Here is a 21,957-nt window from a genome sequence, read left to right on the forward strand (position 1 = left end):
TACTCACTCCAGCGTAACGTTGACACTCTTGATAACTTTTCTCCAGCGCTCGGACTCCGTTTTGATGAAGCGGCTAGCTTCTTCAGACGTCCATCCACGCGGCTCCGCCCCCTGCTCTTCAAAGCGAGCTCGCACGTCAGGCAGCGAGAGGGCCGTGGTAAAGGCTTTGTTGGCTTCCGCAATGACCCGAGACGGAGTCCCCGGAGGCGCCACAACGCTGAAGAAGGTCACGGCATGCATGGCGCCCAGACCGGCTTCTGCAAACGTTGGAACTTGCGGCAATGCCTTGGAGCGCTTCTCATCGGCCACGGCCAGGATTCGCAGCTTGCCCGCAGCATGAAACGGCGCTGACGAGCTGATGTTGTCGAAGAAGACGTCGACCTGGGCCCCGACGATGTCGACCAGCGCGGGGGCGGTTCCCTTGTATGGCACGTGCAGCATCTCGGTACCCGTGAGCTGCATAAACATTGCGGCAGTCAGATGCGAGGTCGAGCCATTGCCCTGCGATGCATAGCTCACCTTTCCTGGATTTGCCTTGAGGTGGGCAATGAACTCGCTCAAGTTTTGCGCCGGTACTTTGTGGCTGACGGCCAGCACGTTGGGCACGGTCGCGACGATGGTCACGGGCACCCAGCGTGTGGCGTCAAAGGCCATCTTGCGATACAGATGCTGATTGATGGCAATAGGCCCCGGAGGTGATACGAGAAGCGTGGCGCCATCGGGCGGAGCGCGAAAAACGGCGTCGGCTCCGATGTTTCCTCCAGCCCCCACACGGTTCTCGATGACGACACCAGCGGGATAGGCGGGACGCATCTTCTCGGCAAGAATTCTTGGAAGAATGTCCGCCGTTCCGCCGGCAGAGAAGGGGACGATGAGGTGCAGGGGCCGGGCCGGTTGCGCGCCCGCCATCGGCAAGGCGCAAAAGGAAAGTGCTGCAACAGCGGCCTGGCGCCGTGTAATGAGGGCGGTCATGATGTCTCGTTTGTTTTCATGGGGTGACTTGAGTATCAGCCTCCCCTTTGCGCCACATCAAGCTAGATTTGCGGTATGCGCAAAAAACCTCTCGACCACTTGAACTGGCATACGGCATGAGCGAAAAGAACTTTGTTAACTCGCTGGAGAAAGGCCTGGCGGCCCTGACCTGCTTTGGCCGCCAGCACAGCCGCCTGACGCTGTCGGAAGTCGCTCGGCTGACAGATGTTTCGCCAGCGTCGGCTCGGCGCTCGCTGCTGACGCTGCAGGAGCTGGGCTATCTCGCCAGCGATGGCAAGCACTTCTGGATGCTGCCGCGCGCTCTGTTGGTGGCGCATTCCTTTCTGGCTTCCAGGCCGGCGCCGTCCCTGGCGCAACCGCTGCTGGATGCGCTGTCGGAGAGGACACGGGAGTCGGCCTCCCTCGGTCAATTGCTCGATGACCACGCCATCATCATTGGCCGCTCCACGGCTAGGCGAAGCCTCAGCACCGGCTTGGGAATCGGCTCTCGCCTGCCGGCCTACTGCTCGGCCATGGGGCGTGTCCTGCTGGCTGGATTGCCTCCAGCCGAGGCTGCGCACCGGGTGCGAACCATGAATCGCGAAAAGCTCACGGCGGACACCATCGTTGAGGCGCCAAAGATTCTGGAACTCCTGGCTCAGGCACGCGACCAAGGCTTTGCAAGCAATAGCGGAGAGCTAGAAACAGGCGTTCGCTCCATGGCCGTACCCGTACACAACGGCGCGGGGGAAATCTTCGCGGCCATGAGCATTGCGGTGCGCGTCGAACGGATGAGCATGCAGGAGTTTCGCGAGGCCTTTCTTCCTGCGCTCATGAGAGCACGGGATACTCTCGAAAAGAAGCTGTTTCCCGTTTTGGGACGCTAGGATGGCGTCCGCTGCGTTCATGCCATGACGCATCAGCACGCTCCAGCGTAGTGCAGAGTCATCTCCTTCAGCCTTTTGCGAGCTGCACCTGACGAGCAAAAAATCTCGTCAGGTGCAGACTGCATCAGCGCCGATTGCCCACGAACACCGTGTGTGCGCGAGCACCGGTGCTTTGCAGGCCGGCGGTCAGGATGCGCAGGCCTATGACCTGGCCATGGGAGTCGAAGATGGCCGATGCCGAACCGGATTGCGAAGGACCCGAGGACAGCTCGCAGCCTATGGTGCTGCCCGGCGAGACGGGAGCATCCTCCACCGTGGTGATGCCCGGGCTCTCGAGGAAGCCAAAGGCCTCCACCCGGTACAGGTTGTGGTTGCTGCCCAGATTGCCCAGCAGCTTGCCCACGATCAGGCATTCGTTGGAGGTGCTGCCCGTGATCGAGCCATCGGCAGCGATGCCGATATCCACGGTATGGCCGCCAAAGCTGCTGCCCGCCATGCGGTAGCTGCCCACGATCATGTTCACATTCGCCTGCTGCCCTGCGGGGAGTTGGTAGATGGGATCGGGCTGCAGGGTGAAGCCCGTGGGATAGCCCCCGGGCTGGGTGGTATAGCTATAGGTGCCGGTCAGCCTCGTCGCGGCACCGGGCAGGGCACTCAGGTTCTCCAGCAGGGCATCCACCAGCACGCCACTCACATAGCCGCCCATGTAGCCACCGGTACCTTCGAGCAATCGGTCGAAGAACACGCCGTCGTTGGCGGTCACGAAGCGGTTGGTCGTGATGTCGTTCTCATAGCGGATCAGGCGACCGTAAAGCGCATTGTGGTTGAAACTGCTGTTGGTGTAGAGGAACATTCCGCCGTCGGGCAGCACCGAGCCCCAGACCGCCATGTCGCCCTTCACGCCTGCAGGCAGGGTCAGCGTGCCGGCCCAGTTGCCTGCCGCTGACAAAGGGGTCGGAGAGGGAATGCTTGGCTGGCGCGGATCGGCCAGGCCGTTGAGCACAAACGTGCTGTCCGGCCCGATGGTGCTGCGCAAGAACACCCAGATGCCATTGGGCACGTTGTCGGAATCATAGCGCAGCACGCCCACACCGGCCTGCTGGGTTCCACGCTGGCCGCATGATGTCTCGTCACCGGAGAAACTCAGGTTCATGGAGTACAGGGCCGACCCGTTGGCCCAGGGCGTGGCCATGCCTTGCACGCTGCAGCCGCCTATGCGGCCCGACAGCGTACCCGTGTGCGTGACCGTGAACACCCAGCCGCCGCCAAACACCCCGGATCCCCGGTAGGTGCCTTCTATCAGGCTGGCCCGCGCAGGGTAGTTGTTGAGCGGGCTGTAGCGCAGCTTGAAGTTCATGTTCGCACCAGCCGCCGCAGCCGTCCCCTTGGGATCGGTGTAGTTGCCGCTGATGCTGTCCGTGCGGCCCGTGGCCGCATTCGCACTGGCCGTGCCGCGCAGCGTGAGGCCCGTGGCGAACTTGCCATCCTGCACGGAGAAATAGGTCACGCCCGTAGCCTGTATGGCACTCACATTGGCGCGCAGCAGGCCGTAAATCGAGTCATACCCGGCCGCTCCTGCGGCGCCGCGTGCCAGATAGAACTCGCCGCCCTTGCCGTCTATGCCCGGGTCGATGAAGCCCAGCATGGTGCGCTGGGCAGCGCCCGTGCCTACCGTTCCTTCCCAGAGACCGCCCGGGTATTGCTGCTCGCCCGGGGGGGGACCGCTGGTGCTATCACCGTCATCGCCTCCGCCGCAGCCCGCAAAAGCCGCCAGCAGTGCGCAAGTCCAAAGCCATTTTTTTTTGTTCATGATCGTGCGTCGAAATTAAAAGTCATAGGGCGACTTGAGCGGATTCAGCGGCAGGCTGGGCTTGCCCGTGATGGACTGCAGTGCATAGCGCAGATAGATGCCGCCCGAGAACTGGCGATAGTCGCGTGCGTTGTCCATGCCCATGTGGCCGCCGATGAACAGCTGGGGGTGGAGCTGGTATTCCATGGCCATGCCCAGCCTGTAGCTCAGGCCGGTCTTGCTCTGGCCCGGGTAGATCGCCGTGGGATGGCTCACGAACTCGCCAAAAGCCTGGGCATCGCTTGCCGCCTGGACCGCTGCCGCCTGGCGCGTGCTGCTGCCAGGAAAGTAGGGAGCGGCATCCTCCTGAAAGTACTGCACGCCCAGTGCGCCCTTGATCTGGTAGCTCAGGCGCCCGCTGCGCTGGGACCAGTCGAAGGGCACGCTCAGGCTGAAGAACTTCTGGGGGCTGAAGTAGCCGCCATGACCATAGGTGAAGTAGCGCAGGTTCTTGTCATAGCCCAGGCCCGTGAAGTTCAGGCCTGCGGTGAAGGTCGAATCCAGCGCGCGGTGCACGCGCCAGTACATGCCGCCTCCCGCCTCCGCGCGGCTGTTGGATCTCACGTTGTGTCCCGACAGCCCATGCAGCGAGCCATAGCCGTAGACGCCGAACTCGCCGTCATCCCAGGTCAGGCCCAGGCGCCCGCCGCTGGCCGCGACTGCGCCCCAGGTCTCGCCCGTGCGCGCATCCTCGGCTCCCGCAAAGGACAGTACGCTGTCGGTCACGGGGCGGCGAGAGAGTTCGCCGGTCAGCGATGCGCTGTCCGAGATCGAGCCCTTGTAGCGCACGCCGCCCATGAAATCGTTGCGCCTGAAACCCAGCGGCAGCGTGCCCAGGTCCACGGACAGGGAAGCGCTTTCATAGCCCACGCCCAGGCCCACGCCCGAAGAGGACTGCGAGCCCGGCATGCGCATGGGCATGTCCAGGGCCGTGGCCGGTCCGCCGCCAAAGCGGCTCAGGCTGCCGAAGGACGAGTCGATGGTGCCCGTGCTCAAGTCGGTAGGCGTTGCCCGCAGCGAGATCATGCCGTCACCCGCGCTGAACTTGTACTCCACGGGGGCTTGCAGGTCGGTGAGCTGGCTCATGCCGGCCTCGCCCTGGCGGCCGCGCACGGCCACGCCCACCGTGAGCGTGGCTGTGCGGTCCTGCTGGATTTCGGAGAGCTCTTCCAGCGCCGTGCGCTCGCGCGCAGGAGCGGGCTGGCGCAAAGGCGCACTCTCCCACAACGAGGGCGAGGCGGCCAATGGCTGGGGCCGGCCCGCCGCCGCATAGGCGGCTACGGGCAAAGCGCCGGATTGCAGTGCGGCCTGGGAAGTCGCTGGTGCCAGCGGCATGGTTGTACCCACCGGTGCCGGCACATAGGCAGCGCCCGTGGCCTTGCCTGCCGCCTTGGCTGCGGGCAGGGACTGGGAGCGCAAGGCCGCAGCACTCTGCGGCACACCCGCACTCTTGGATGCAGGCGCAGATACAGGCTGGGCCGCCGGGCGAACAGCCGCCCCCTGAGCTCCGCCATAGTAGGTGGCCGGCGTCGGGTATTCCTGGGGCGCGACAACGGGCGGGGCGGCCCAGGTCTGTGCTCCCTGGCCTGACACCCGGCCAGATCCCGCCGGTGCGGGAATGTACAGCGGCACGGTCGGTGCAACACTTGGTGCCAGGGCTGCGCCCATGGGGCGTTGAGCGCCGGCGTAGCCCGCAAAGGCCGTCTGCGCCGGGCTGGGCCCGAGTCCCCCGGGAGCACGGCGAAACGGGTTGCCGCCGACCATGCCTGCTGTGGCGCCCTGGCCGCTGGCGGCCAGCATGGCCGCGCGCTGCTGGTTCTCGGCCGCCACGGCCGCCGCAAAATACTGGCCCGCCTTGCTGGGCTGACCCTTGGCACGGTAGACGCGCCCGGCAGCGGTCAGCACCTCGGGATCATTCGGCGCAAGCTGCAAGGCCACCTGCAGCGCCGATTCGGCAAACACGAAATCCTTGGCCGCACTGCCGGCCTCGGCGGCAGGCAGCAGCAGCCGCAGATTCTTGGGATCTTTCTCGAGGAGGCGGTTATACAGGTCCAGGGACTGGGCATGATCGCCGTTGTCCGCATACATGCGCGCCAGCGCACCCACCACTGCAGGGTCGTTGGGTCGCTCGGCCAACAGCGGCGCCAGCATGTCGTAGGCCGAAGCCAGATCACCGCCCTGACGCAGCGCATCGGCCTGGCGCAGGATGTAGCCTCGGCGGATGTCTTCATAGGCGCGCTGCTCCACGGCCGACATCGGGGCTTCTTGCAGCTGGCGCAGTATGCCGGCCAGCTCCACATCCTGCTGGGTTTTGAGCAAGGCGGCTGCGTATTGCAGGCGCAGCCCTGTGTCCGGGCGCGGTGTGCGGGCCAGAACTTCGCGCACCATGGCCAGGGCACGGCTGGGATCACCCGCATCCGCCTGGGCCAGGGCCAGCGTGCCCAGCAGCTCGGCATCCTGGTTCACGAAGGGCTGGGCCCTGGCCAGCACGGCCTGAGCCTCCTGGTAGCGGCCTTCGCGCCCCAGGGCCGTGGCCAGGTCGGCCTGCACATGGACCCAGACACGCTTTTGCAGGGACGCGATGTCTCGCGTGCGGTTGTGCTCGGGGATGCGCTCCAGCGTGGCCAGGGCACCCGACCAGTCCTGGGCTTCGGAGGCCAGCAGCGCGCTTGCATACAAGGCCTCGGGCATTTGCGGGTTGGAAATCAGCAGCCCGTCCATGATGCCGCGCGCCTCGGCCGAGGCTCCCATCTTGAGATAGATGCGCGCCAGATCCAGCCTCACCCAGGGGTTGCCGGGGTCACTGAGCAGCGCGTCTTCCAGCGCCATGCGCGCAGCATTGTCATCGCCCTTGGCGCTGGCGGCGCGTGCCTGGCCCAGGGCCTGGGTGGCACGCAGCCGGCCCAGGGAGCCAACTTTTTCCTGCTGGCTGGGCGACAGGCTTTCGACCAGGCGCAAGGCCTCGGGGCCTTTGCCGGTCTGGGCGAGCACGCCGACCAGGCCACGCGTGGCCTCCGGGTCGTCCGCCTGCCGTGCGAGCACCCGCCGGTAGGCGGCCTCGGCTGCCTCGTAGTGGCCGGTTTCGGCCAGCAGGTCGGCCAGCGCGTTTTCGGCGGAGATTTCCTTGGGATCGAGGCGCAAGGCCTGCTCCAGCAACTGGCGCGCGGTCTGTGTCTCGCCCGTCTCGTGCGCAGTGCGCGCCTGCCCCACCAGGGACCAGTAGGTCGCGCTGTGCAAGGCCTGCTTCCAGCGCGCGGGCGAAGTCTTGCTCGCTCGCTCGAGGTAATTGCGCGCCTGGGAAAATTCCTCCTGGCGCAGGCGCAGCACGCCCATGCCGCCCAGGGCATCGACATCGCCAGGTCTGGCATCGAGCACGCTGCGGAACTGCGCCTCGGCCAGATCCAGGTCGCCGTCGTCCAGGGCCTTGAAGCCCTCCTGGCTGCGCTGGCGCAAGGGGTCGCGCGTGACGGCCGTGGCCGCGACACGCTCCTGGCGCTGGCGCACCTCGATTTCCTTCAGGCGCGCCTGCACAGCCGCGTCGCCCGGGTTCTGGCGCAAGAAGGCCTGGTACAGCGGGGCATCCGAGGCACGGCTGCCGGTCCAGGCCAGGGCCTTGCGCCAACTGTCCGTTGCGGCCTTGCCCACATCGGGGTTCGATGCCAGGCGCGCCAGTTGGCCAATGCCTTCGCGGCGCGTGGCTTCGCGGTAGGTCAGATGCTGAGCCAGGGCCAGCGAGATCTTGGCATCCTCGGGCGACTCCTTGGCCAACCGCTCCAGGCCACGGCGGGCCGCATCCCAGCCACCAGCCGTGCCGCCCAGAGTCTGGTAGTACTCGATGGCCAGCGGCCCCGTGGGCTCGCGGTCCGCAAGCGCCGACTGATAGCTTTGCACGGCCTGCTCGCTGCGGCCGGCCTTGGCCAGATCGCGCGCGCTCTGAATCTGTGTGCCATTGCGCTGCAGAGCCAGATCCTGCTGCAGGCGGGCCACATGGCGATGGCCGGGGTGAGCGCGTCGCAGCTGGTCCAGATAGCGCTCGGCCGCTTCGTAGTCCTTGCTCATGAGCGCGGCACGGGCCAGACCGTTCAAGGCATCGGGCTGGGCCGGGTCCACGCGCAGCAGTTTGTTCCAGGCCTCGGCTGCACGTTGCGCATCGCCGCGCGACTGCCAGTACTGGCCCTGCTCGATCAGCGCCGAAGACAGGTCCTGGGCCTGCAGCGCAGGACTGGTCAGCGATGCCAGCAGGCTCAGGATCAGCGCACTGTGGCGGGGTTTGCGGGGCATGCTTTCTCCCAACGTAATTGCAGTCTGCCCGTGGGCAGGAATTGGTAGCGTTGTTCCATCCAGCCGGTGCCGAAAAGGCCCAGAACCTGGTCGTAGTAAACAGGGGCAGGGTTGGCGGCAGCATCTATCAGCCGGGCCTGTACCCGGGACTGCTGGGTCTGCAACGAAGCTCCGGCCTTGCGGCTGCTCAGATAGGGCAGCAGCGCCGCCGAGAAGCCCACCGGCCCCATGCCTTCGGTCACGCCTATGGAGGTATGAACTTTCTCGGGCGGCAGATCGGCGATCTCGAGCACCTTTTCCATGCCCGAGAGGCGACGCTTGAGCAAAGCTGCCAGCTTGTCCGAAGGCGCGGTCATGCCAGCCCAGAGGTAGTTGCGGATTGCGTCGTAGCTGCCCAGATCGCCCTTGACGGGATCGACCATGAACATGCCCCGGTCCTGCGGGCTCTTTGGCTTTTCATAGCCCAGCCAGTCCGGCGCAAACCCCTTGGGCGTGCCCTGTTCGAGCATTTGCGCAAAGCTGGCGAGCACCTTGCTCCATGGCCCCTTGGGCTGCTCGCGCTCGAAGGCCCGCAGCAAGGGCACGGGAACATAGCTGGGGTTGAGGCGCCAGACGCGCTCCTCCAACACAAAGCCTTTGGCTGCAGGCAGCAGCGTAGGTCCGAGCCCGGGCACATCGGCAACCTCCTGGCTGGCCACCAGGTTCAGCAGCCCATGAGCCTGGTCGGTGTAACGCTTCACCTTCCAGAGCCGGCCTGCCTCAAGCAGGCTGTAGGCGAACCAGAGGTTGGCATCCGAGGCGGGATTTGGATCCAGCACCCCCCAGGAGCCATTCTTGCGCTTGCCCCATTGCCAGGCCGGCAGACGTTTGCCATCGCCATCGGCGAGGTTCTTGAGGCTCCAGGCCCAGAGCCGGTCGAAGCGCTCCTGATCACGCGCGATCAGCGCGAAAAACATGGCATAGGACTGGCCTTCAGAAGTGGAGTGCTGCTCTGCCACGCTGAAATCTATGACCCGGCCATCGGCCTGGATGAAGCGCTGGGCAAAGCGCTCCCAAAGCGGCCACTGAGCCTGGCTGCAGGCCGCAGGCCCGGCCGCCGCTGCCTGGCCCAGCCAGAGCCCCAGCAGCAGAGCGCCCAGACGCGCCGTATGCGAAAGATACCTGGTGCCGACAACAAGCTCCATGACCGAACAGATCCCGGCGTCAAACGCTCAGGCCTTTTGCGCCTGCAAACGCCTGCGAGCCCGGGCCCTCAAAACGATGTACAGCAGCAAGGCACTGATGGCCGCCAGGGCCACACCCAGCAGGACCGTGGCCAGCGGATGGCGCGACAGCCACCACTGCAGATAGGTCAGCGGGCCGAGGCGACCGAGAAAATAGCTTTGCTCGGCAAGCAGGCTGTCGACCTTGGAGCCACGCACCACGCTGAGGCTGCCCTGCACGTCCTTCACACGGTCGGCATCGAGCAACGCCGCCACCGCATGCTGCAGCCCCGCAGGTTGATTGCTGGCCAGCAGGACCACGCTGCGCCCGCTGCGCAGCGGAGATTCAAAGCCTGCGATCACGGCATCGTTGCTGTTGCTAGAAAAGATCAGTTCGCTGCCGCCAGCATGGACATGGTTGCGCGGCTCGGGCTCCCACCAGCGGATCAGGCGCGAGGCATAGTCCGAGAGCTTGAAGCGCTTGGCCTCTGGCGAGAGGCTGAACGGCAGGTTGTCGGCCCATTGCTTGAGCAGCGGCTGATTGGCACTTGAACCGATGACCAGCAGATCCTTGTCGGCCAGGGCATCGATTTGCTGCCCTCCCAGGGCCACGGTGACTCCATGGGCCGGGTAGCCCGTGACATTCCCCATGAGGCCCATGAGGGACAGGTAGGCCGAGTAGTCGCCGGCCTCGGGACGCTCGGGAAGAATGACGGCAGACTCGGACAGATCGGCCATGCGACTGAACGGAAAGCCGCTGTTGCTGAAGGCCGCGAGATCGGGCATGGCCATGAAATGGGGAAAGCCCGAGATATCTATGGTGGAGTCGGGCTCCACAGTGCCGCGCACATTGTCCAGCACCACGTCCTTGCAAGCCCCCTGCTTGATCAGGTCATAGTAGTAATGGAACTGCAGCTGGTTGCGCGCAGGCAGCTTGAACAGCGGTATGTGAAAGAACTCCTCGGCCGGCAGCAGGTCGCTGCTTTTCGGCTTGAGCATGTGCTTGGTCCGCTCCAGCAGGCCCGAGGCGCCTGCATCTTCGGCGCGCAGCGGCAGGCCACGCAGAAAGCTCTCGTTGACGCTGATGTTCAGCGAGGATTTGTCGGTCACGGGCCGCGCCGAATAGCGGTACTTGAGCTGCACGGGCACGCCAGGGCTGCGCCAGCCGAACAGATCGGGAGGCATGCGGAAGTTGACCCGGATCAGATCTGGCGAATAGCCGGACACGTTGAGCATCTCGGGCTCGACGAGCTCGCCAAACTTCACGGCTCGCTCGCTGGACAGCCAGTTGGGTGCGTCATAAGGCTGACGCGGCTTGATCTGCGTGAGCTGCGCAATCGTCGCCGAGGGACCGGACAGCGCAGGCCGGCCCACGGCCAGGGCCGTGGCCGCAAGCTTGAGCTCCTGATTATCGCGGCCCGAGATCAGCAGCAGCTTGCTGCCGGGATCGCTGGGGTGGTCGACGACGCTGATCGACGGCCCGTTCGAGGACGAAGCGCTCACGCCAGCGAGCTTGTCGTTGCCCTGCAGCAGCACGATGGCATGGCCGCGCTCCGGGATCTGGCCCACGGCAGCAGGAAAATCCGCACCCCGAAAGCCCGCCAGAGAACCAAACCAGGACGATAGCGTACCCGCAGCCTCGAGCTGGCTCGCATCGGGACTGCGTGCAAACACGATGGGCAGGGTCAGGTGGCGGGCATCGCGCCGGTCGAAGAAGGGCTCGGGCAGAAAGGCCAGGTCATTGCTCAAGGCCAGCGACTTCACGCTGAGCTCCAGCCGGCTGTCGTTGCCGATGTTCGCCCAGAGGCTGGAGTGCGCAGGATCCTCGCACTCCATGGTGTAGTGGCCTATGAGCTGTATGTTGAGCCGGTTGAACTCCGAGATCACGCGCGTGGGAATGTCGACCACGGTCTGCAGGCTGCGCCCGCCGTGCTCGTTGGGCACGGGAATCGTGGCCACGACCTGCTCGTTGACCAGAACACGCAAGTGCGAGAGCTGGCTGATCAGGGCCGGAGAATACGCATAGTTCAAGTGCAGGCGCGCAGCCGTGACCACTTCGTCATTGCGCACGCCGAACTTCACGCCGCCCGTGCCCTGTACGCCATGCAGCTCCAAGGGATAGGCTGCGCCCAGCTGGCGAAAGCTCACGCTGTAATTGCGCGCTCCAGCAACAGCCGGGGCTTGTGCATCGGATACGGAGGCTGGCGCGGCAAGTGCTCCCTGCTGGCCAGGAGCAGCACTCAGCAGAGCCCCTGCAACACAGGCCAGGGCCAGGCGCGAAAAAGCGGATGGCACACGGCGCGTCATTTGGCTGTCTACGAACATGAATCAGGCGTTCCTCAAAGAAGTCAAACTCGGGGCACTAGCTCTTGTCGGTTGCTGGCTGCCGGCGTCCCAACGCGATGTTGAACAAATTGCGCGTCACCTGGCGCAGACCGCGCAAGCCTATGCGCGTCACGCTGCCCAGCGATGCAAGAGGGCGGTCCTGCTCCCGATTGCCCCAGTCGGCAACCCAGGCGTCGGCACGCGCGAATGTCATACGCGCAAGATCCGACTGCTGCTGCAGGCTCAGCTCATCCAGGCGCAAACCCAGCCGGCCTGCAGCACAAAAAGTCACCTGCGCCGGGAAACTGCCCTCGCGACCCGAGCTGAACAAGGACACCTGGACTGCCGTCCCCTGAGCCAGCGGCTCGGACTCCGGAATGCGCAGGCCCAGGCCGCCCTGGGAGAAATCCTCGGTCTCGCACATCAGGGTGCGACCATCGGCAAAGCGCAGGGCAGCCGGCATGACGGCCTTGACGCGAGGCGTGCTGCGAACCTGGCGCGTCTCGCTGGCCACGGCCAGGCTGGCGCTGATGAGGATGATGTTGTAGATCGTCCAGATCATGTTCATGAGCAGGGTCACGGCTTCGTCTTCGAGCAGCGAGCCCGAGAACAGTCGCCAGATGCCCACGCCCATGCCGAACAGGTTGATGATCAGCAGCACGAGGTAGGGCCGTGCGATCGACCAGTCGAAATAGGCCTGCTCGATCACGCCGCCCTTGGCCGTCACGTTGAACTTTCCCAGCTTGGGGTTGATCACGGCCATGAGCACGGGCCGCATGATGTACCAGGCCAGCACCGATTCGTAGACTTCGTTCCAGAACGAATAGCGGAACTTGCCCTGCATGCGCGAATTGGTGAGGTTGGCATGCATCAGATGGGGCAGGGCATAGGCTGCAATCATCAGCGCCGATGCCTGGAACACATTCGCACTGAACAGCAGATAGGCCAGAGGTGCCGTCAAAAACACCAGGCGCGGCAATCCATAGAAGAAATGCAGCATGGCGTTGAAATAGCACAGGCGCTGGCCCAGCGACAGGCCACGCCCCAGCAAGGGATTGTCCACGCGGCAGATCTGCGCCATGCCCCGCGCCCAGCGTATGCGCTGGCCCACGTGGCCCGACAGGCTTTCCGTGGCCAGGCCAGCAGCCTGGGGCAGGTGCAGATAGGCCGTGTTGTAGCCGTGGCGGCCAAGCTTGAGAGCGGTATGCGCATCCTCGGTCACGGTCTCGACCGCAACACCGCCGACCTCGAGCAAGGGCCCGCGCTTGATGATCGCGCAGGAGCCGCAGAAGAACGAGGCATTCCACAGATCGTTGCCGTCCTGGACCACGCCATAGAACAGTTCGCCTTCGTTGGGCGTGATGTGGAAGGTATCGAGGTTCTTCTCGAACGGGTCGGGCGAGAAGAAGGTGTGCGGCGTCTGCAGCATGGCCAGCTTGGGGTCGCGCAGGAACCAGCCCATGCAGATCTGCAGAAAGGAGCGCGTGGGAATGTGGTCGCAGTCGAAAATCGCCACATATTCACCGTCGGTCACGGCCAGGGCCTCATTGATGTTGCCGGCCTTGGCATGGGCATTGTTGTCGCGCGTGAGATAGCCCACGCCGATCTCGGCGCACAGCGCGCGGAACTCCTCGCGGCGCCCGTCGTCAAGCACGAACACCCTGATCTTGTCAGCCGGCCAGTCCATGTGCATGGCCGAGAAGATGGTCTGCTTGACCACTTCCATGGGCTCGTTGTAGGTGGGAATGAAGACATCGACCGTGGGCCAGGCTCCGACATCCTCAGGCATGGGCACGGGGCGACGCTGCAGAGGCCAAGCCGTCTGAAAGTAGCCGATCAGCAGCACCATGAAGGCATAGATTTCGGCCAGAAACAGACCAAATCCAAACAGGCCGTCCACGAGGTTGTCAAAGCCTATGGTCTCGGTCGCACGCCAGTACATGTAGCGGGAGGACACGGTGATCGACAGCACGATCAGCACCAGCGTGGCCCAGCGCCCCGGCGTGCGGCGATTGAGCACCATGGCCAGAACGAACAGCCCCGCCGAAAAGATGAACTGCCCCTCAAGATCGAAGGGCACGCTGATCACCACGGCCAGCAATACAGCCGCCAGTATCACGGCCACAACCCGGAACCAGCCCAGGCTCCACACGGGACTGTCGGCCAGCCGGTTCATCTGCAAACGCAGACGTTGGCCCAGGCCGGTATCAGCGGTCTTGGAGGCAGAGCGATTCATGATGTGACTCAGGTGCTTGGAGTCGCCGAAGCGGCTCGTATCTGGGCGCTCAAAAAGTCCGCGCAGCTGCCAAGATCATGTGCAGCAAGACTGTGCGGTGCGTGATTGAGCACATACATGCCCAGGCCCAGCGCATCGGGAATGGCCTGATCCATGTGGATCGCGCCCGCAAACGACTTTCCTGCCTCAGCCTGCACCACGCGCAGCATGTCGGCCGACAAGGTGCGCGAAAGATCGACCTGATTGAGCACATGGAACACGCCCCGAAAATCGGCACGTGGCAGGCAGTATGAATGAACGAGGCGCTGCATCAGCGGAGCCGTCGCATAGGAGGCCGCATCGGCCAGCGTCACGACCACCAGCCAGTGCGTGAGGCTCAACGCCTGGCGCCCATAAACAGAGGGGCCGGGCGGCGTATCCAGCAGCACCAGCGCATCCTCGGGCAATTTCAGCGCGCGCAAATGATCTTGCAACCAGTGGGGATCGGCTGCGATTTCCGCTTCCAGGCGCTCTCTGTCGTTCTCGCTGAGTACGCCGAACGGCAGTACATAAAGCCCGGGCTGGCGCTCGAAACAAAGCTCATGCCAATCCTGACCGGAGAGACTTGCACGCGACAGGCCACCCCACTCCATGGGATCCATGCCAAAGTGCAGTCCCAGCGAATTCTGAGGATCCAGGTCCACAGCCAGCACCGTTCGGCCCAAGCGAGGGGCGAGCGCCACGGCCAGGTTCTCCGTCAGCGTGGTTTTGCCTACGCCTCCTTTGGCTGAGGCGATGGTCAGGATATTCATGGGCGCGTCCCAGCCCCCAGCAATTGAGAGAACAACTGGCTCAAATGCAGAGGTCCTGATTGAGACTCTTGAGGCTTTTCCGCCTCTTGCGGCTCGGTAGCATCATCGCGCTTGATCAGCATTGCCAGCGGTGAAGTTCCCTCGAGGCCTTTGGCTGGCTTGCGGGCCTTGACTGAGACAGCCTCGGCCGGGCTCTGGACTTCAGCCCGCATGCCAGTGCTTGCGGGCGCGGCCTGCACCGCCTGATCGGCAGGAGCGGCCTCAGGCTCTGAAGGAGCAGGCCCGCTCAGGACTACGGCTGGCGCCATTGCAGGCATGGGCAACGCCGGTGAAAACTCTGGCTCAGCAGGCTCGGGAATCAGCTCCGATGACTGAATCACCGCAGCATGCCAGGTCGATGAGAGACTTCTCACATCCTCGCCCGGCTGAACCGCTGGCACATCGTTCATTTCGGCGCGCGCCGCCAGGGTCGAGATCAACGGCCAGCGTGCACGTGCACTGGCCACATCCTGGGTGCGCGCAAGCTCGCGATAGGAGTTGGCCTGACCACCAAACTCCTGATAAAGACCAACGATATCGTCTGCTTGCTGCATGACTTCCACTCCTATCAGCGCCCAGAGCCGCGACTCAGGCGGCAGGCGACAGCAAAAATCCGGCCGATCCCCAGGCATCGCCAGATTGGGTGATCCGGACCTCAAGCCCTGCGGCTCCGGCCATCTCAAACCACTGCTGGTACGCCCCTTGCAAAAAGCCTGTAGCCCATTCCATATGGCCCTGACCAAAGGCTGCGGCCAACGGAGAGTAGTGATGTGTGATCTCCAGGCCGTCCGCGCTTTGCTCTAGCTGCACATAGCCCCAGTCGAGGCCTCTCCAGAGCTGGTTCATGGCATCTTGAAGCCCGGCTGCGGTATCCGAGGAAGGCAGCGCATTCGCAAGAGCAAAGCGCGTGCCGATACGGGCCATGAGCTCCTGCAACTGGGTCTCAGGCAGAACCTCGGCAAACTCTGCGCTCAAGGCACTCAGAAAGCCAAGCCACTGACGAACACACTGCCGCTGCTGCACGTGAGCAAGTCCAGCGATAGATGGCTCATCTTGGGTCACTGCTTGATTCATATCTCCACCACACAAAACCAGTTCAAACCGCAAACAATTCAATCAAATACGAAATTTAATAAAATTTAACTAAGTTGTGATTTGATCACAATTGCAAACAATTGCCAATAACAACCAACCCTGTCTTTGGCATCTGGTCAAGGCACGGCGCTTGAGTTACAGGGCGCCGGTGATCTGCGCGCTACCGTTGTTGGTACGCATACCGGATGCACTGGACGTGATGCGACTCAGCATGGGCTTTGCGCACACAAGGCATAAAAGCCCGCCGACATTTGCTGCCCAGGCGGGAGTGTGAGAAACCAACGATAAAGGGAGCCGCACTTAGAGCGTGTTCAAGATCTCCTCGCAGCGCGCCAGTGTCTTTGCGAAATCGGGCGATTTCTCGGCGCTGGCCCTTGCTTGCACTCCTGTGCAAGCAAGGGCCATCGACTCGAACTCATTCCGCTTGCGCTCCAACGCGCCTGCGTCGAGATCGTGAACACGCTCTTACAGGGGGAGCAGCACGCTCCACGCGCATTGCGGCACCGGAAAGTCAGGCCCAGCCCTTTACAAGAGCATGCGCCTCTGATGCGCCCGGACAGAGACGCCTATGCAGAATTGACCGTGGCAATAATGCCCCCGCCCAGGCAGACATCGCCGTCGTAGAGCACGGCCGACTGACCTGGCGTGACCGCCCATTGGGCCTCGGGGAAGTCCAGACGGAAGCTGCTCGCCGTCACCTGGTCGATATGAGTGACAGAGTCTGACTGACGATAGCGGGTCTTGGAGCCATAGATACGCGCAGGATCGGGCGCTTGACCCGAGACCCAACTGGCCTGATCTGCGATCAGCGCCTGCGAAAGCAGCCAGGGATGATCATGCCCCTGGACCACGCGCAGCACGTTTTTATCAAGTTCCTTGCGTGCCACAAACCAGGGCTCATGCTCTCCGCCCCCGCGCTGGGCACCCTTTTCCTTGATACCACCAATTCCCAAGCCAGAGCGCTGGCCCAGTGTGTAAAAGCTCAAGCCTTGATGGCTACCGAGCTTGCGGTTGCGCTCATCAAGAATGGGGCCAGGCTCCTTGCTGATGTAGCGGTTGAGAAAATCCCGGAATGGTCGCTCGCCTATGAAGCAAATGCCTGTGGAGTCCTTTTTTCTGGCGTTGGGCAAACCGATTTCCTCGGCGATCTGACGCACCTGGGTCTTTCTGAGTTCACCCACAGGAAACATGGACTTGGATAGCTGGGCTTGGTTGAGCCTATGCAGGAAATAGCTCTGATCCTTGGCAGGATCCAGCCCCTTGAGCAACTCGAACAACCGGGAAGAAGGGCTCTGGCGCACACGCGCGTAATGGCCTGTGGCAATTTTCTCGGCCCCCAGGCGCATTGCATGGTCCAGGAAAGCCTTGAACTTGATCTCGGCATTGCACAGCACATCAGGGTTGGGCGTGCGTCCGGCCTGGTACTCGCGCAGAAATTCGGCGAACACCCGATCCTTGTACTCGGCCGCGAAATTCACATGCTCGATCTCTATGCCCACCACATCGGCCACGGCAGCAGCGTCGACGAAATCGACGTTGGAGGAGCAGTACTCGCTGTCGTCGTCATCCTCCCAGTTCTTCATGAAGATGCCGACCACTTCATGGCCTTGCTGCTTGAGAAGATGGGCCGTGACGGCGGAGTCCACACCGCCCGACAGACCCACGACGACGCGGTGTTTTGTCATAGGCCGGGAATTATCCCAGTCCCTTCATGATTTTGCGGATGTAAGGATTTCCTCAGCAAGACCCCCGGGCCTGCGGCCTCTGGGGGGGCCCGCACTCAATGCATTTCCAACCGGCAAAAGCATTGATCAACCAGATCAGCAAATCCTGATCTCCTAAGAGCGTGTTCACGATCTAAAGCTTTCTGCGCGAAGTTGCACGGTGAGGCCTCGTAAAAACACTGAATGCAAATTTTTCTATCGATTGACATTCTTTGATAGTTTTCATCAAAAAAATGCGTTTTCTCGAACAGCAATTTGATACATTTTGACTCAATCGGCAATTCTTAACACAAATAGATACATGTTTTCAAGAAACGGAGGCTTTCTTCAAGCTAGGCAGAAATTGCAAACAGATACGAAACCTCAAGTCAAGCAGAGCCCATATCTGCTGCCGCACTGGTAACCAGCAGTCCTCAACACGCCTTTAAGGGCGATTCCTCCTCCACGTCCAACGGCTTCAAGCCCATGTCAGTGCCGCGTCCCGATCAGTTCTTGATAGGTCTCTCATATTGACTGGCGATTGGACTAACAGACCTTGCCAAGAATGAAACCAAGACAAATTGCACGATGGGTCTCAATGATCGGCGCATCGTCACTGGCTGCAGCAGCCATCGCCCAGACCTCCGAAACACAGCAAACGCCCACCTCAGCCAGTACGGCGCCCGGCAGCAATCTCCTGCAGGTGGTGGAAAAAGCCGTCGGCTCCCACCCCGAAATCCAGGCCCGCTTCCACGACTTCACATCGTCTCTGGAAGGCCAGAACATCGCGCGCGGCGGTTGGCGCCCACAGGTCACGGCCCAGGGCTGGATTGGTCAGGAATGGCGCAGCAATGTCCCTGGCGCATCCTCTTATGACTGGACCCGCCCCGGCTGGAATCTCAGCCTGCGGCAAATGCTCTACGACGGATTCGCCACGTCGAACAGCGTCAAGCAGTCGGGATTTGACAAACTGGCCAAGTACTACGACCTCGTGGCAGCCACCGACAGCTTGGCCCACGACGTTGCCGGCGCCTATCTGGACGTCCAGCGCTACCGCGAAACGGAGCGCCTGGCGCGCGAGAACTTCGTCATGCACGAGAACACGCTCAAGCTGCTGCGCGAACGCTCGCAGTCCGGCGTGGGCCGTGGCGTGGACCTGGAACAGGCCAGCGGCCGTCTGTCCCTGGCCCAGACCAATGTAATGACGGAGAGCAACAATCTGAATGCGGTGACACAGCGTTATCGCCGCCTGGCGGGCTCCCCGCCTGCGGCAACGCTGGACCCCGTACCGGATATCGGCGGCAAGCTGCCATCTCCCGGCACGGTTCAGAATTTCAATGAATCGGTGCGCCAGAACGCCTCCATACTGGCCAAGCAGGCCCTGGTCCAAGCCGCACAAGCCGGCAAGGAAGTTGCCCAAGCCGCCCACAAGCCTCGGCTGGATCTGGTCGTGAGCACTGGCCGGGACCGTTCCTATCCCGACGCACAGCTGCGCGACATACAAAACACCAGCGCCCAGTTGCTGCTGACCTACAACCTCTTCCGCGGTGGCGCAGACGAGGCCCGTGTCCGTCAGACCCTGGCCCAGGCCGATGCAGCACGCGACGTGCGTGACTACACCTGCCGCAATGTCCAGCAAGAGCTGTCGATTGCCTGGGGCAATATCCTGCGTCTGCGCGGACAAATGCCTTTCCTGCGGGAGCATGTCCAGTCCACTGCCAAGGTCCGCCAAGCCTATCAGCAGCAGTTCCAGATTGGTCAGCGCACGCTGCTCGACCTGCTGAATACGGAGAACGAGCTGTTCGATGCACGCCGTGCCCTCGTTCACGCTCAGTACGACCTGAAAAAGAGCGAATACCAGTGGCTCATGCAGTCTGGTCAGGTGCTGACCGCCCTGGGTATTGCCCAGCCTCACGCTGGCGATCTCCCCGAGGAGCAGTCCTCCCTGGTCATGCCCGAAGATGCATTGCGTGACTGCCAGAGCGCCTACGTGCCGGACACCAGCAACCTGAGCCCCGTGCTCAAGGCCGAAGCCAAGTAAACCGGCGGGTCTGTTGCAGACCCGTATCCGAGAAAAGTCCTCATGATCGACCGTCAACCCCAGCAAGAGCCTTTGGCTTCCCTGCCGAAGCACAAGCTGCGCGCGCTGGACGTTGACTTCACCCGCGTTCTTGAGGACCTGATCGATGCCCTGCTTGCCAACGGCAGCCTACGGCCCACCGATCTCCCCCTGCCTGCGCTGAACAAGCTCCAGCAGCGCAAACATGAGCGCCAGCGACTGCAAAACGCCCTTGATCCCCTGGACGATGACCTCCCTCTTATCTGAGCCTTGCCATGCAGACGCTGGAATCCGCCCTACCCACAAAGCCGCTGGATACCGATACACCCCGAACCCTACCCGACAACAAGCAGGCCTCATCCAAGCAATGGCGCATACCGCCGCATACCACGCACGATGACCCCTTGCTGGCCTGCCTGATCGAGCTGACCCGCCTGCACGGCCGCCCTCTGACCGCCCAGGCCCTGAGCAATGGCTTGCCACTGGTCAACAATCGGCTCACGCCCTCGCTTCTGGAACGTGCTGCCACGCGCGCGCACTACACGACGCGCATCGTGCAGCGCCATCTCGACAACCTGCCTCAAGAACTGTTTCCGATTCTTGTCCTGCTCAAGGGCAACCGGGCCTGCCTGTTGCTGCAGCAACAGCCCGGTGGGAGCTTTCTTGTGCACTACCCCGAGGCTGGCAGCCCGGTCACCGTGCCGCAGGAGCAACTGCAGGAGCAATATGCAGGCCTGCTGTGCTTCATACGCCCTCAGTTCCAGGCCGAGCCCAATGTAGAGGCTTCGCCAGCTCCCTCCCCGCGCAGCAGCCATTGGTTCTGGGCCGTGGTGCTCAGCAACTGGCGCCTGTATCGCGATGCCTTGCTCGCTGCCGTTTTGATCAACCTCTTTGCCCTGGCCATTCCGCTGTTCAACATGAATGTCTATGACCGGGTTGTACCCAACAACGCCGTCGAGACCCTGTGGGTGCTCTCCTTGGGCATGCTGCTGGTGCTGGGCTTCAACTACCTGCTCACCACGGCCCGCGCCTATGTGGTCGACACGGCAGGCAAGCGCATCGACGTCAAGCTCTCGGCGCAGATCATGGAGCGCGTGCTTGACCTGCGCATGGAAGGCCGCCCCGCCTCGGTCGGTTCGTTTGCAGCCAACCTGCGCTCCTTCGAGTCCGTGCGCGACTTCATCGCCTCGGCCAGTCTGACGACGCTGGTGGACCTGCCCTTTGTACTTCTTTTCCTCGCCGTGCTGGCCTGGATCTCGCCCTGGCTGCTGATTCCCACGATCTGCGCGATTGTCATCGTGCTTGCCGTCTCCTTCGTGGCCCAGGCCAAGCTCGAACGCCTGACCATGCTCAGCTTTCAGGCATCTGCCCAGCGCAATGCGCTACTGGTCGAGTCGTTGACCAATCTCGAAGCCGTCAAGACCCTCAACGCACAAAGCGGTGTTCAGCGCCGCTGGGAAAGCTCCACCCAGTTCCTGGCCTACATCGGGGGCAAGACCAAGCTCACCTCATCGGCGACCGTCAACTTCGTGCAGACCATGCAGCAATTGACGACCGTGGCCGTCGTCATCATCGGCGTCTATCAGGTGCAGGCCCAGGCCATGTCCATGGGCGGCATCATCGCCGCCTCCATGATCGCCGGCCGCTGCCTTGCGCCGCTGGGCCAGGTTGCCGGCCTGATGATGCAGTTCCACAGCGCTCGCACTTCGCTGGGCTCCATAGACGGCTACATGAACATGCCAGTCGAGCATCCTGCCGGGCAAGACTTCATCGCCCGTCCGCAGCTCCAGGGAGCCATCGAATTCCAGCAGGTCGTCTTCAGCTATCCGGGAAGCCAGCAAGCTGCGCTCAACGGCATCTCTTTTTCTGTCAAGGCCGGCGAGCGTGTCGGCATCATAGGCCGCATAGGCTCGGGCAAGAGCACGCTCGAAAAGCTGGTTCTGGGCCTCTACCAACCAAGCAAGGGGGCCATCCTCATCGATGGTGTGGACACCCGACAGATCGCTCCCACCGACCTGCGCCGCGCCATAGGCCATGTCCCTCAGGACCCCTTGCTGTTTCTTGGAAGCCTCAAACAGAACCTGCTGATCGGTGCCCCCTATGCGACCGAAGCCGACATGTTGCATGCAGCGCGCATCGCAGGCGTGGACGAATTTGCAGCCCGTCACCCTCAGGGGTATGACATGGCCATTGGCGAGCGCGGAGAATCACTCTCCGGAGGCCAGCGCCAATCGATTGCTGTGGCCCGTGCGCTGATCAACGACCCGACCATCCTGCTGCTCGATGAGCCCAGCAGCAACCTTGACAATCAGAGCGAAACCCAGCTCAGGCGCCGCCTTTTGCAGGCCAGCCCGGGAAAGACCATGCTGCTCGTCACCCATCGCATGGCACTGCTCGAACTCGTCGAACGGCTCATCGTCATAGATAACGGCACCATCGTCGCCGATGGGCCCAAGGAACAGGTCATCCTGGCTCTCAAGCAAGGGCAGATCGCAAGCCTGAAAGGCCAGGCATGAAC

Annotated in this window: 14 protein-coding genes; 4 read left to right on the plus strand and 10 right to left on the minus strand. The window is 62.9% G+C overall.

Annotated elements, in window-relative coordinates:
* Positions 1 to 3 precede the first annotated feature (3 nt).
* Positions 4 to 972, minus strand: a complete 969-nt coding sequence (locus G486_RS0119640; RefSeq protein WP_027017069.1) for a Bug family tripartite tricarboxylate transporter substrate binding protein — start codon at positions 970 to 972, stop codon at positions 4 to 6.
* A gap of 47 nt (positions 973 to 1,019) precedes the next feature.
* Here G486_RS0119640 and G486_RS0119645 point away from each other — a divergent pair, with 47 nt between their 5' ends.
* Complete coding sequence (locus tag G486_RS0119645) at positions 1,020 to 1,859, plus strand: IclR family transcriptional regulator domain-containing protein (protein ID WP_245587373.1); 840 nt, start codon at positions 1,020 to 1,022, stop codon at positions 1,857 to 1,859.
* 124 nt (positions 1,860 to 1,983) lie between these two features.
* On the opposite strand, the gene G486_RS0119650 is transcribed toward G486_RS0119645, so the two are convergent.
* The 9 genes from G486_RS0119650 to mnmA form a co-directional block, all read right to left on the minus strand.
* Positions 1,984 to 3,669: a hypothetical protein gene (locus G486_RS0119650; protein ID WP_034388520.1), complete on the minus strand. Its 1,686-nt coding sequence runs from the start codon at positions 3,667 to 3,669 to the stop codon at positions 1,984 to 1,986.
* Positions 3,670 to 3,684: 15 nt separating this feature from the next.
* A complete protein-coding gene (locus G486_RS0119655) occupies positions 3,685 to 7,989 on the minus strand; it encodes a cellulose biosynthesis protein BcsC (RefSeq protein ID WP_027017072.1) in 4,305 nt (1,434 codons plus the stop codon).
* Complete coding sequence (bcsZ, locus tag G486_RS0119660; RefSeq protein ID WP_034388522.1) at positions 7,959 to 9,173, minus strand: cellulose synthase complex periplasmic endoglucanase BcsZ; 1,215 nt, start codon at positions 9,171 to 9,173, stop codon at positions 7,959 to 7,961. The genes G486_RS0119655 and bcsZ overlap by 31 nt, the downstream gene beginning before the upstream one ends.
* 27 nt (positions 9,174 to 9,200) lie before the next feature.
* Positions 9,201 to 11,516, minus strand: coding sequence for a cellulose biosynthesis cyclic di-GMP-binding regulatory protein BcsB (gene bcsB / locus G486_RS0119665; protein WP_245587374.1), 2,316 nt, complete (start codon positions 11,514 to 11,516; stop codon positions 9,201 to 9,203).
* Positions 11,517 to 11,553: 37 nt separating this feature from the next.
* The gene (gene bcsA, locus G486_RS22915) at positions 11,554 to 13,752 is read right to left on the minus strand and encodes a UDP-forming cellulose synthase catalytic subunit (RefSeq protein WP_051303689.1); all 2,199 of its coding nucleotides are present in this window, start codon (positions 13,750 to 13,752) and stop codon (positions 11,554 to 11,556) included.
* A gap of 8 nt (positions 13,753 to 13,760) precedes the next feature.
* Positions 13,761 to 14,543: a cellulose biosynthesis protein BcsQ gene (gene bcsQ, locus G486_RS0119675; protein WP_027017075.1), complete on the minus strand. Its 783-nt coding sequence runs from the start codon at positions 14,541 to 14,543 to the stop codon at positions 13,761 to 13,763.
* Positions 14,540 to 15,136, minus strand: coding sequence for a cellulose biosynthesis protein BcsP (gene bcsP, locus G486_RS0119680; protein ID WP_169728628.1), 597 nt, complete (start codon positions 15,134 to 15,136; stop codon positions 14,540 to 14,542). The genes bcsQ and bcsP overlap by 4 nt, the downstream gene beginning before the upstream one ends.
* A gap of 34 nt (positions 15,137 to 15,170) precedes the next feature.
* Positions 15,171 to 15,557, minus strand: coding sequence for a cellulose biosynthesis protein BcsD (bcsD, locus tag G486_RS0119685; protein WP_245587375.1), 387 nt, complete (start codon positions 15,555 to 15,557; stop codon positions 15,171 to 15,173).
* 686 nt (positions 15,558 to 16,243) lie between these two features.
* Positions 16,244 to 17,362: a tRNA 2-thiouridine(34) synthase MnmA gene (mnmA, locus tag G486_RS0119695; protein WP_027017078.1), complete on the minus strand. Its 1,119-nt coding sequence runs from the start codon at positions 17,360 to 17,362 to the stop codon at positions 16,244 to 16,246.
* 616 nt (positions 17,363 to 17,978) lie between these two features.
* Between mnmA and G486_RS22920 the strand changes: the two genes are divergently transcribed.
* Genes G486_RS22920 through G486_RS22925 form a run of 3 tightly spaced genes read left to right on the plus strand, consistent with a single transcriptional unit; the run spans position 17,979 to position 21,955 of the window.
* Entirely contained in the window at positions 17,979 to 19,421 is a 1,443-nt protein-coding gene (locus G486_RS22920) for a TolC family outer membrane protein (protein WP_245587376.1), read from the plus strand.
* A gap of 42 nt (positions 19,422 to 19,463) precedes the next feature.
* Positions 19,464 to 19,706 carry a hypothetical protein gene (locus G486_RS0119705; RefSeq protein ID WP_051303691.1) on the plus strand — a complete coding sequence of 81 codons (243 nt, stop codon included), beginning with the start codon at positions 19,464 to 19,466 and terminating at the stop codon, positions 19,704 to 19,706.
* Between the two features lie 8 nt (positions 19,707 to 19,714).
* On the plus strand, positions 19,715 to 21,955 hold the full coding sequence (locus tag G486_RS22925) for a type I secretion system permease/ATPase (protein ID WP_084455457.1): 2,241 nt from the start codon (positions 19,715 to 19,717) through the stop codon (positions 21,953 to 21,955).
* Positions 21,956 to 21,957: the final 2 nt, after the last annotated feature.

It is taken from the genome of Comamonas composti DSM 21721 (assembly GCF_000429845.1).
GTDB lineage: Bacteria > Pseudomonadota > Gammaproteobacteria > Burkholderiales > Burkholderiaceae_C > Comamonas > Comamonas composti.

Excerpts from the sequence above, each read along its gene's own strand:
- G486_RS22920 (WP_245587376.1), top strand. The coding sequence starts at position 17,979 with ATGATCGGCGCATCGTCACTGGCTGCAGCAGCCATCGCCCAGACCTCC.
- bcsZ (WP_034388522.1), bottom strand. The coding sequence starts at position 9,173 with ATGGAGCTTGTTGTCGGCACCAGGTATCTTTCGCATACGGCGCGTCTG.
- G486_RS22925 (WP_084455457.1), top strand. The coding sequence starts at position 19,715 with ATGCAGACGCTGGAATCCGCCCTACCCACAAAGCCGCTGGATACCGAT.
- G486_RS0119655 (WP_027017072.1), bottom strand. The coding sequence starts at position 7,989 with ATGCCCCGCAAACCCCGCCACAGTGCGCTGATCCTGAGCCTGCTGGCA.
- bcsQ (WP_027017075.1), bottom strand. The coding sequence starts at position 14,543 with ATGAATATCCTGACCATCGCCTCAGCCAAAGGAGGCGTAGGCAAAACC.
- bcsA (WP_051303689.1), bottom strand. The coding sequence starts at position 13,752 with ATGAATCGCTCTGCCTCCAAGACCGCTGATACCGGCCTGGGCCAACGT.
- mnmA (WP_027017078.1), bottom strand. The coding sequence starts at position 17,362 with ATGACAAAACACCGCGTCGTCGTGGGTCTGTCGGGCGGTGTGGACTCC.
- bcsB (WP_245587374.1), bottom strand. The coding sequence starts at position 11,516 with ATGTTCGTAGACAGCCAAATGACGCGCCGTGTGCCATCCGCTTTTTCG.
- G486_RS0119640 (WP_027017069.1), bottom strand. The coding sequence starts at position 972 with ATGACCGCCCTCATTACACGGCGCCAGGCCGCTGTTGCAGCACTTTCC.
- G486_RS0119650 (WP_034388520.1), bottom strand. The coding sequence starts at position 3,669 with ATGAACAAAAAAAAATGGCTTTGGACTTGCGCACTGCTGGCGGCTTTT.
- bcsP (WP_169728628.1), bottom strand. The coding sequence starts at position 15,136 with ATGCAGCAAGCAGACGATATCGTTGGTCTTTATCAGGAGTTTGGTGGT.
- G486_RS0119705 (WP_051303691.1), top strand. The coding sequence starts at position 19,464 with ATGATCGACCGTCAACCCCAGCAAGAGCCTTTGGCTTCCCTGCCGAAG.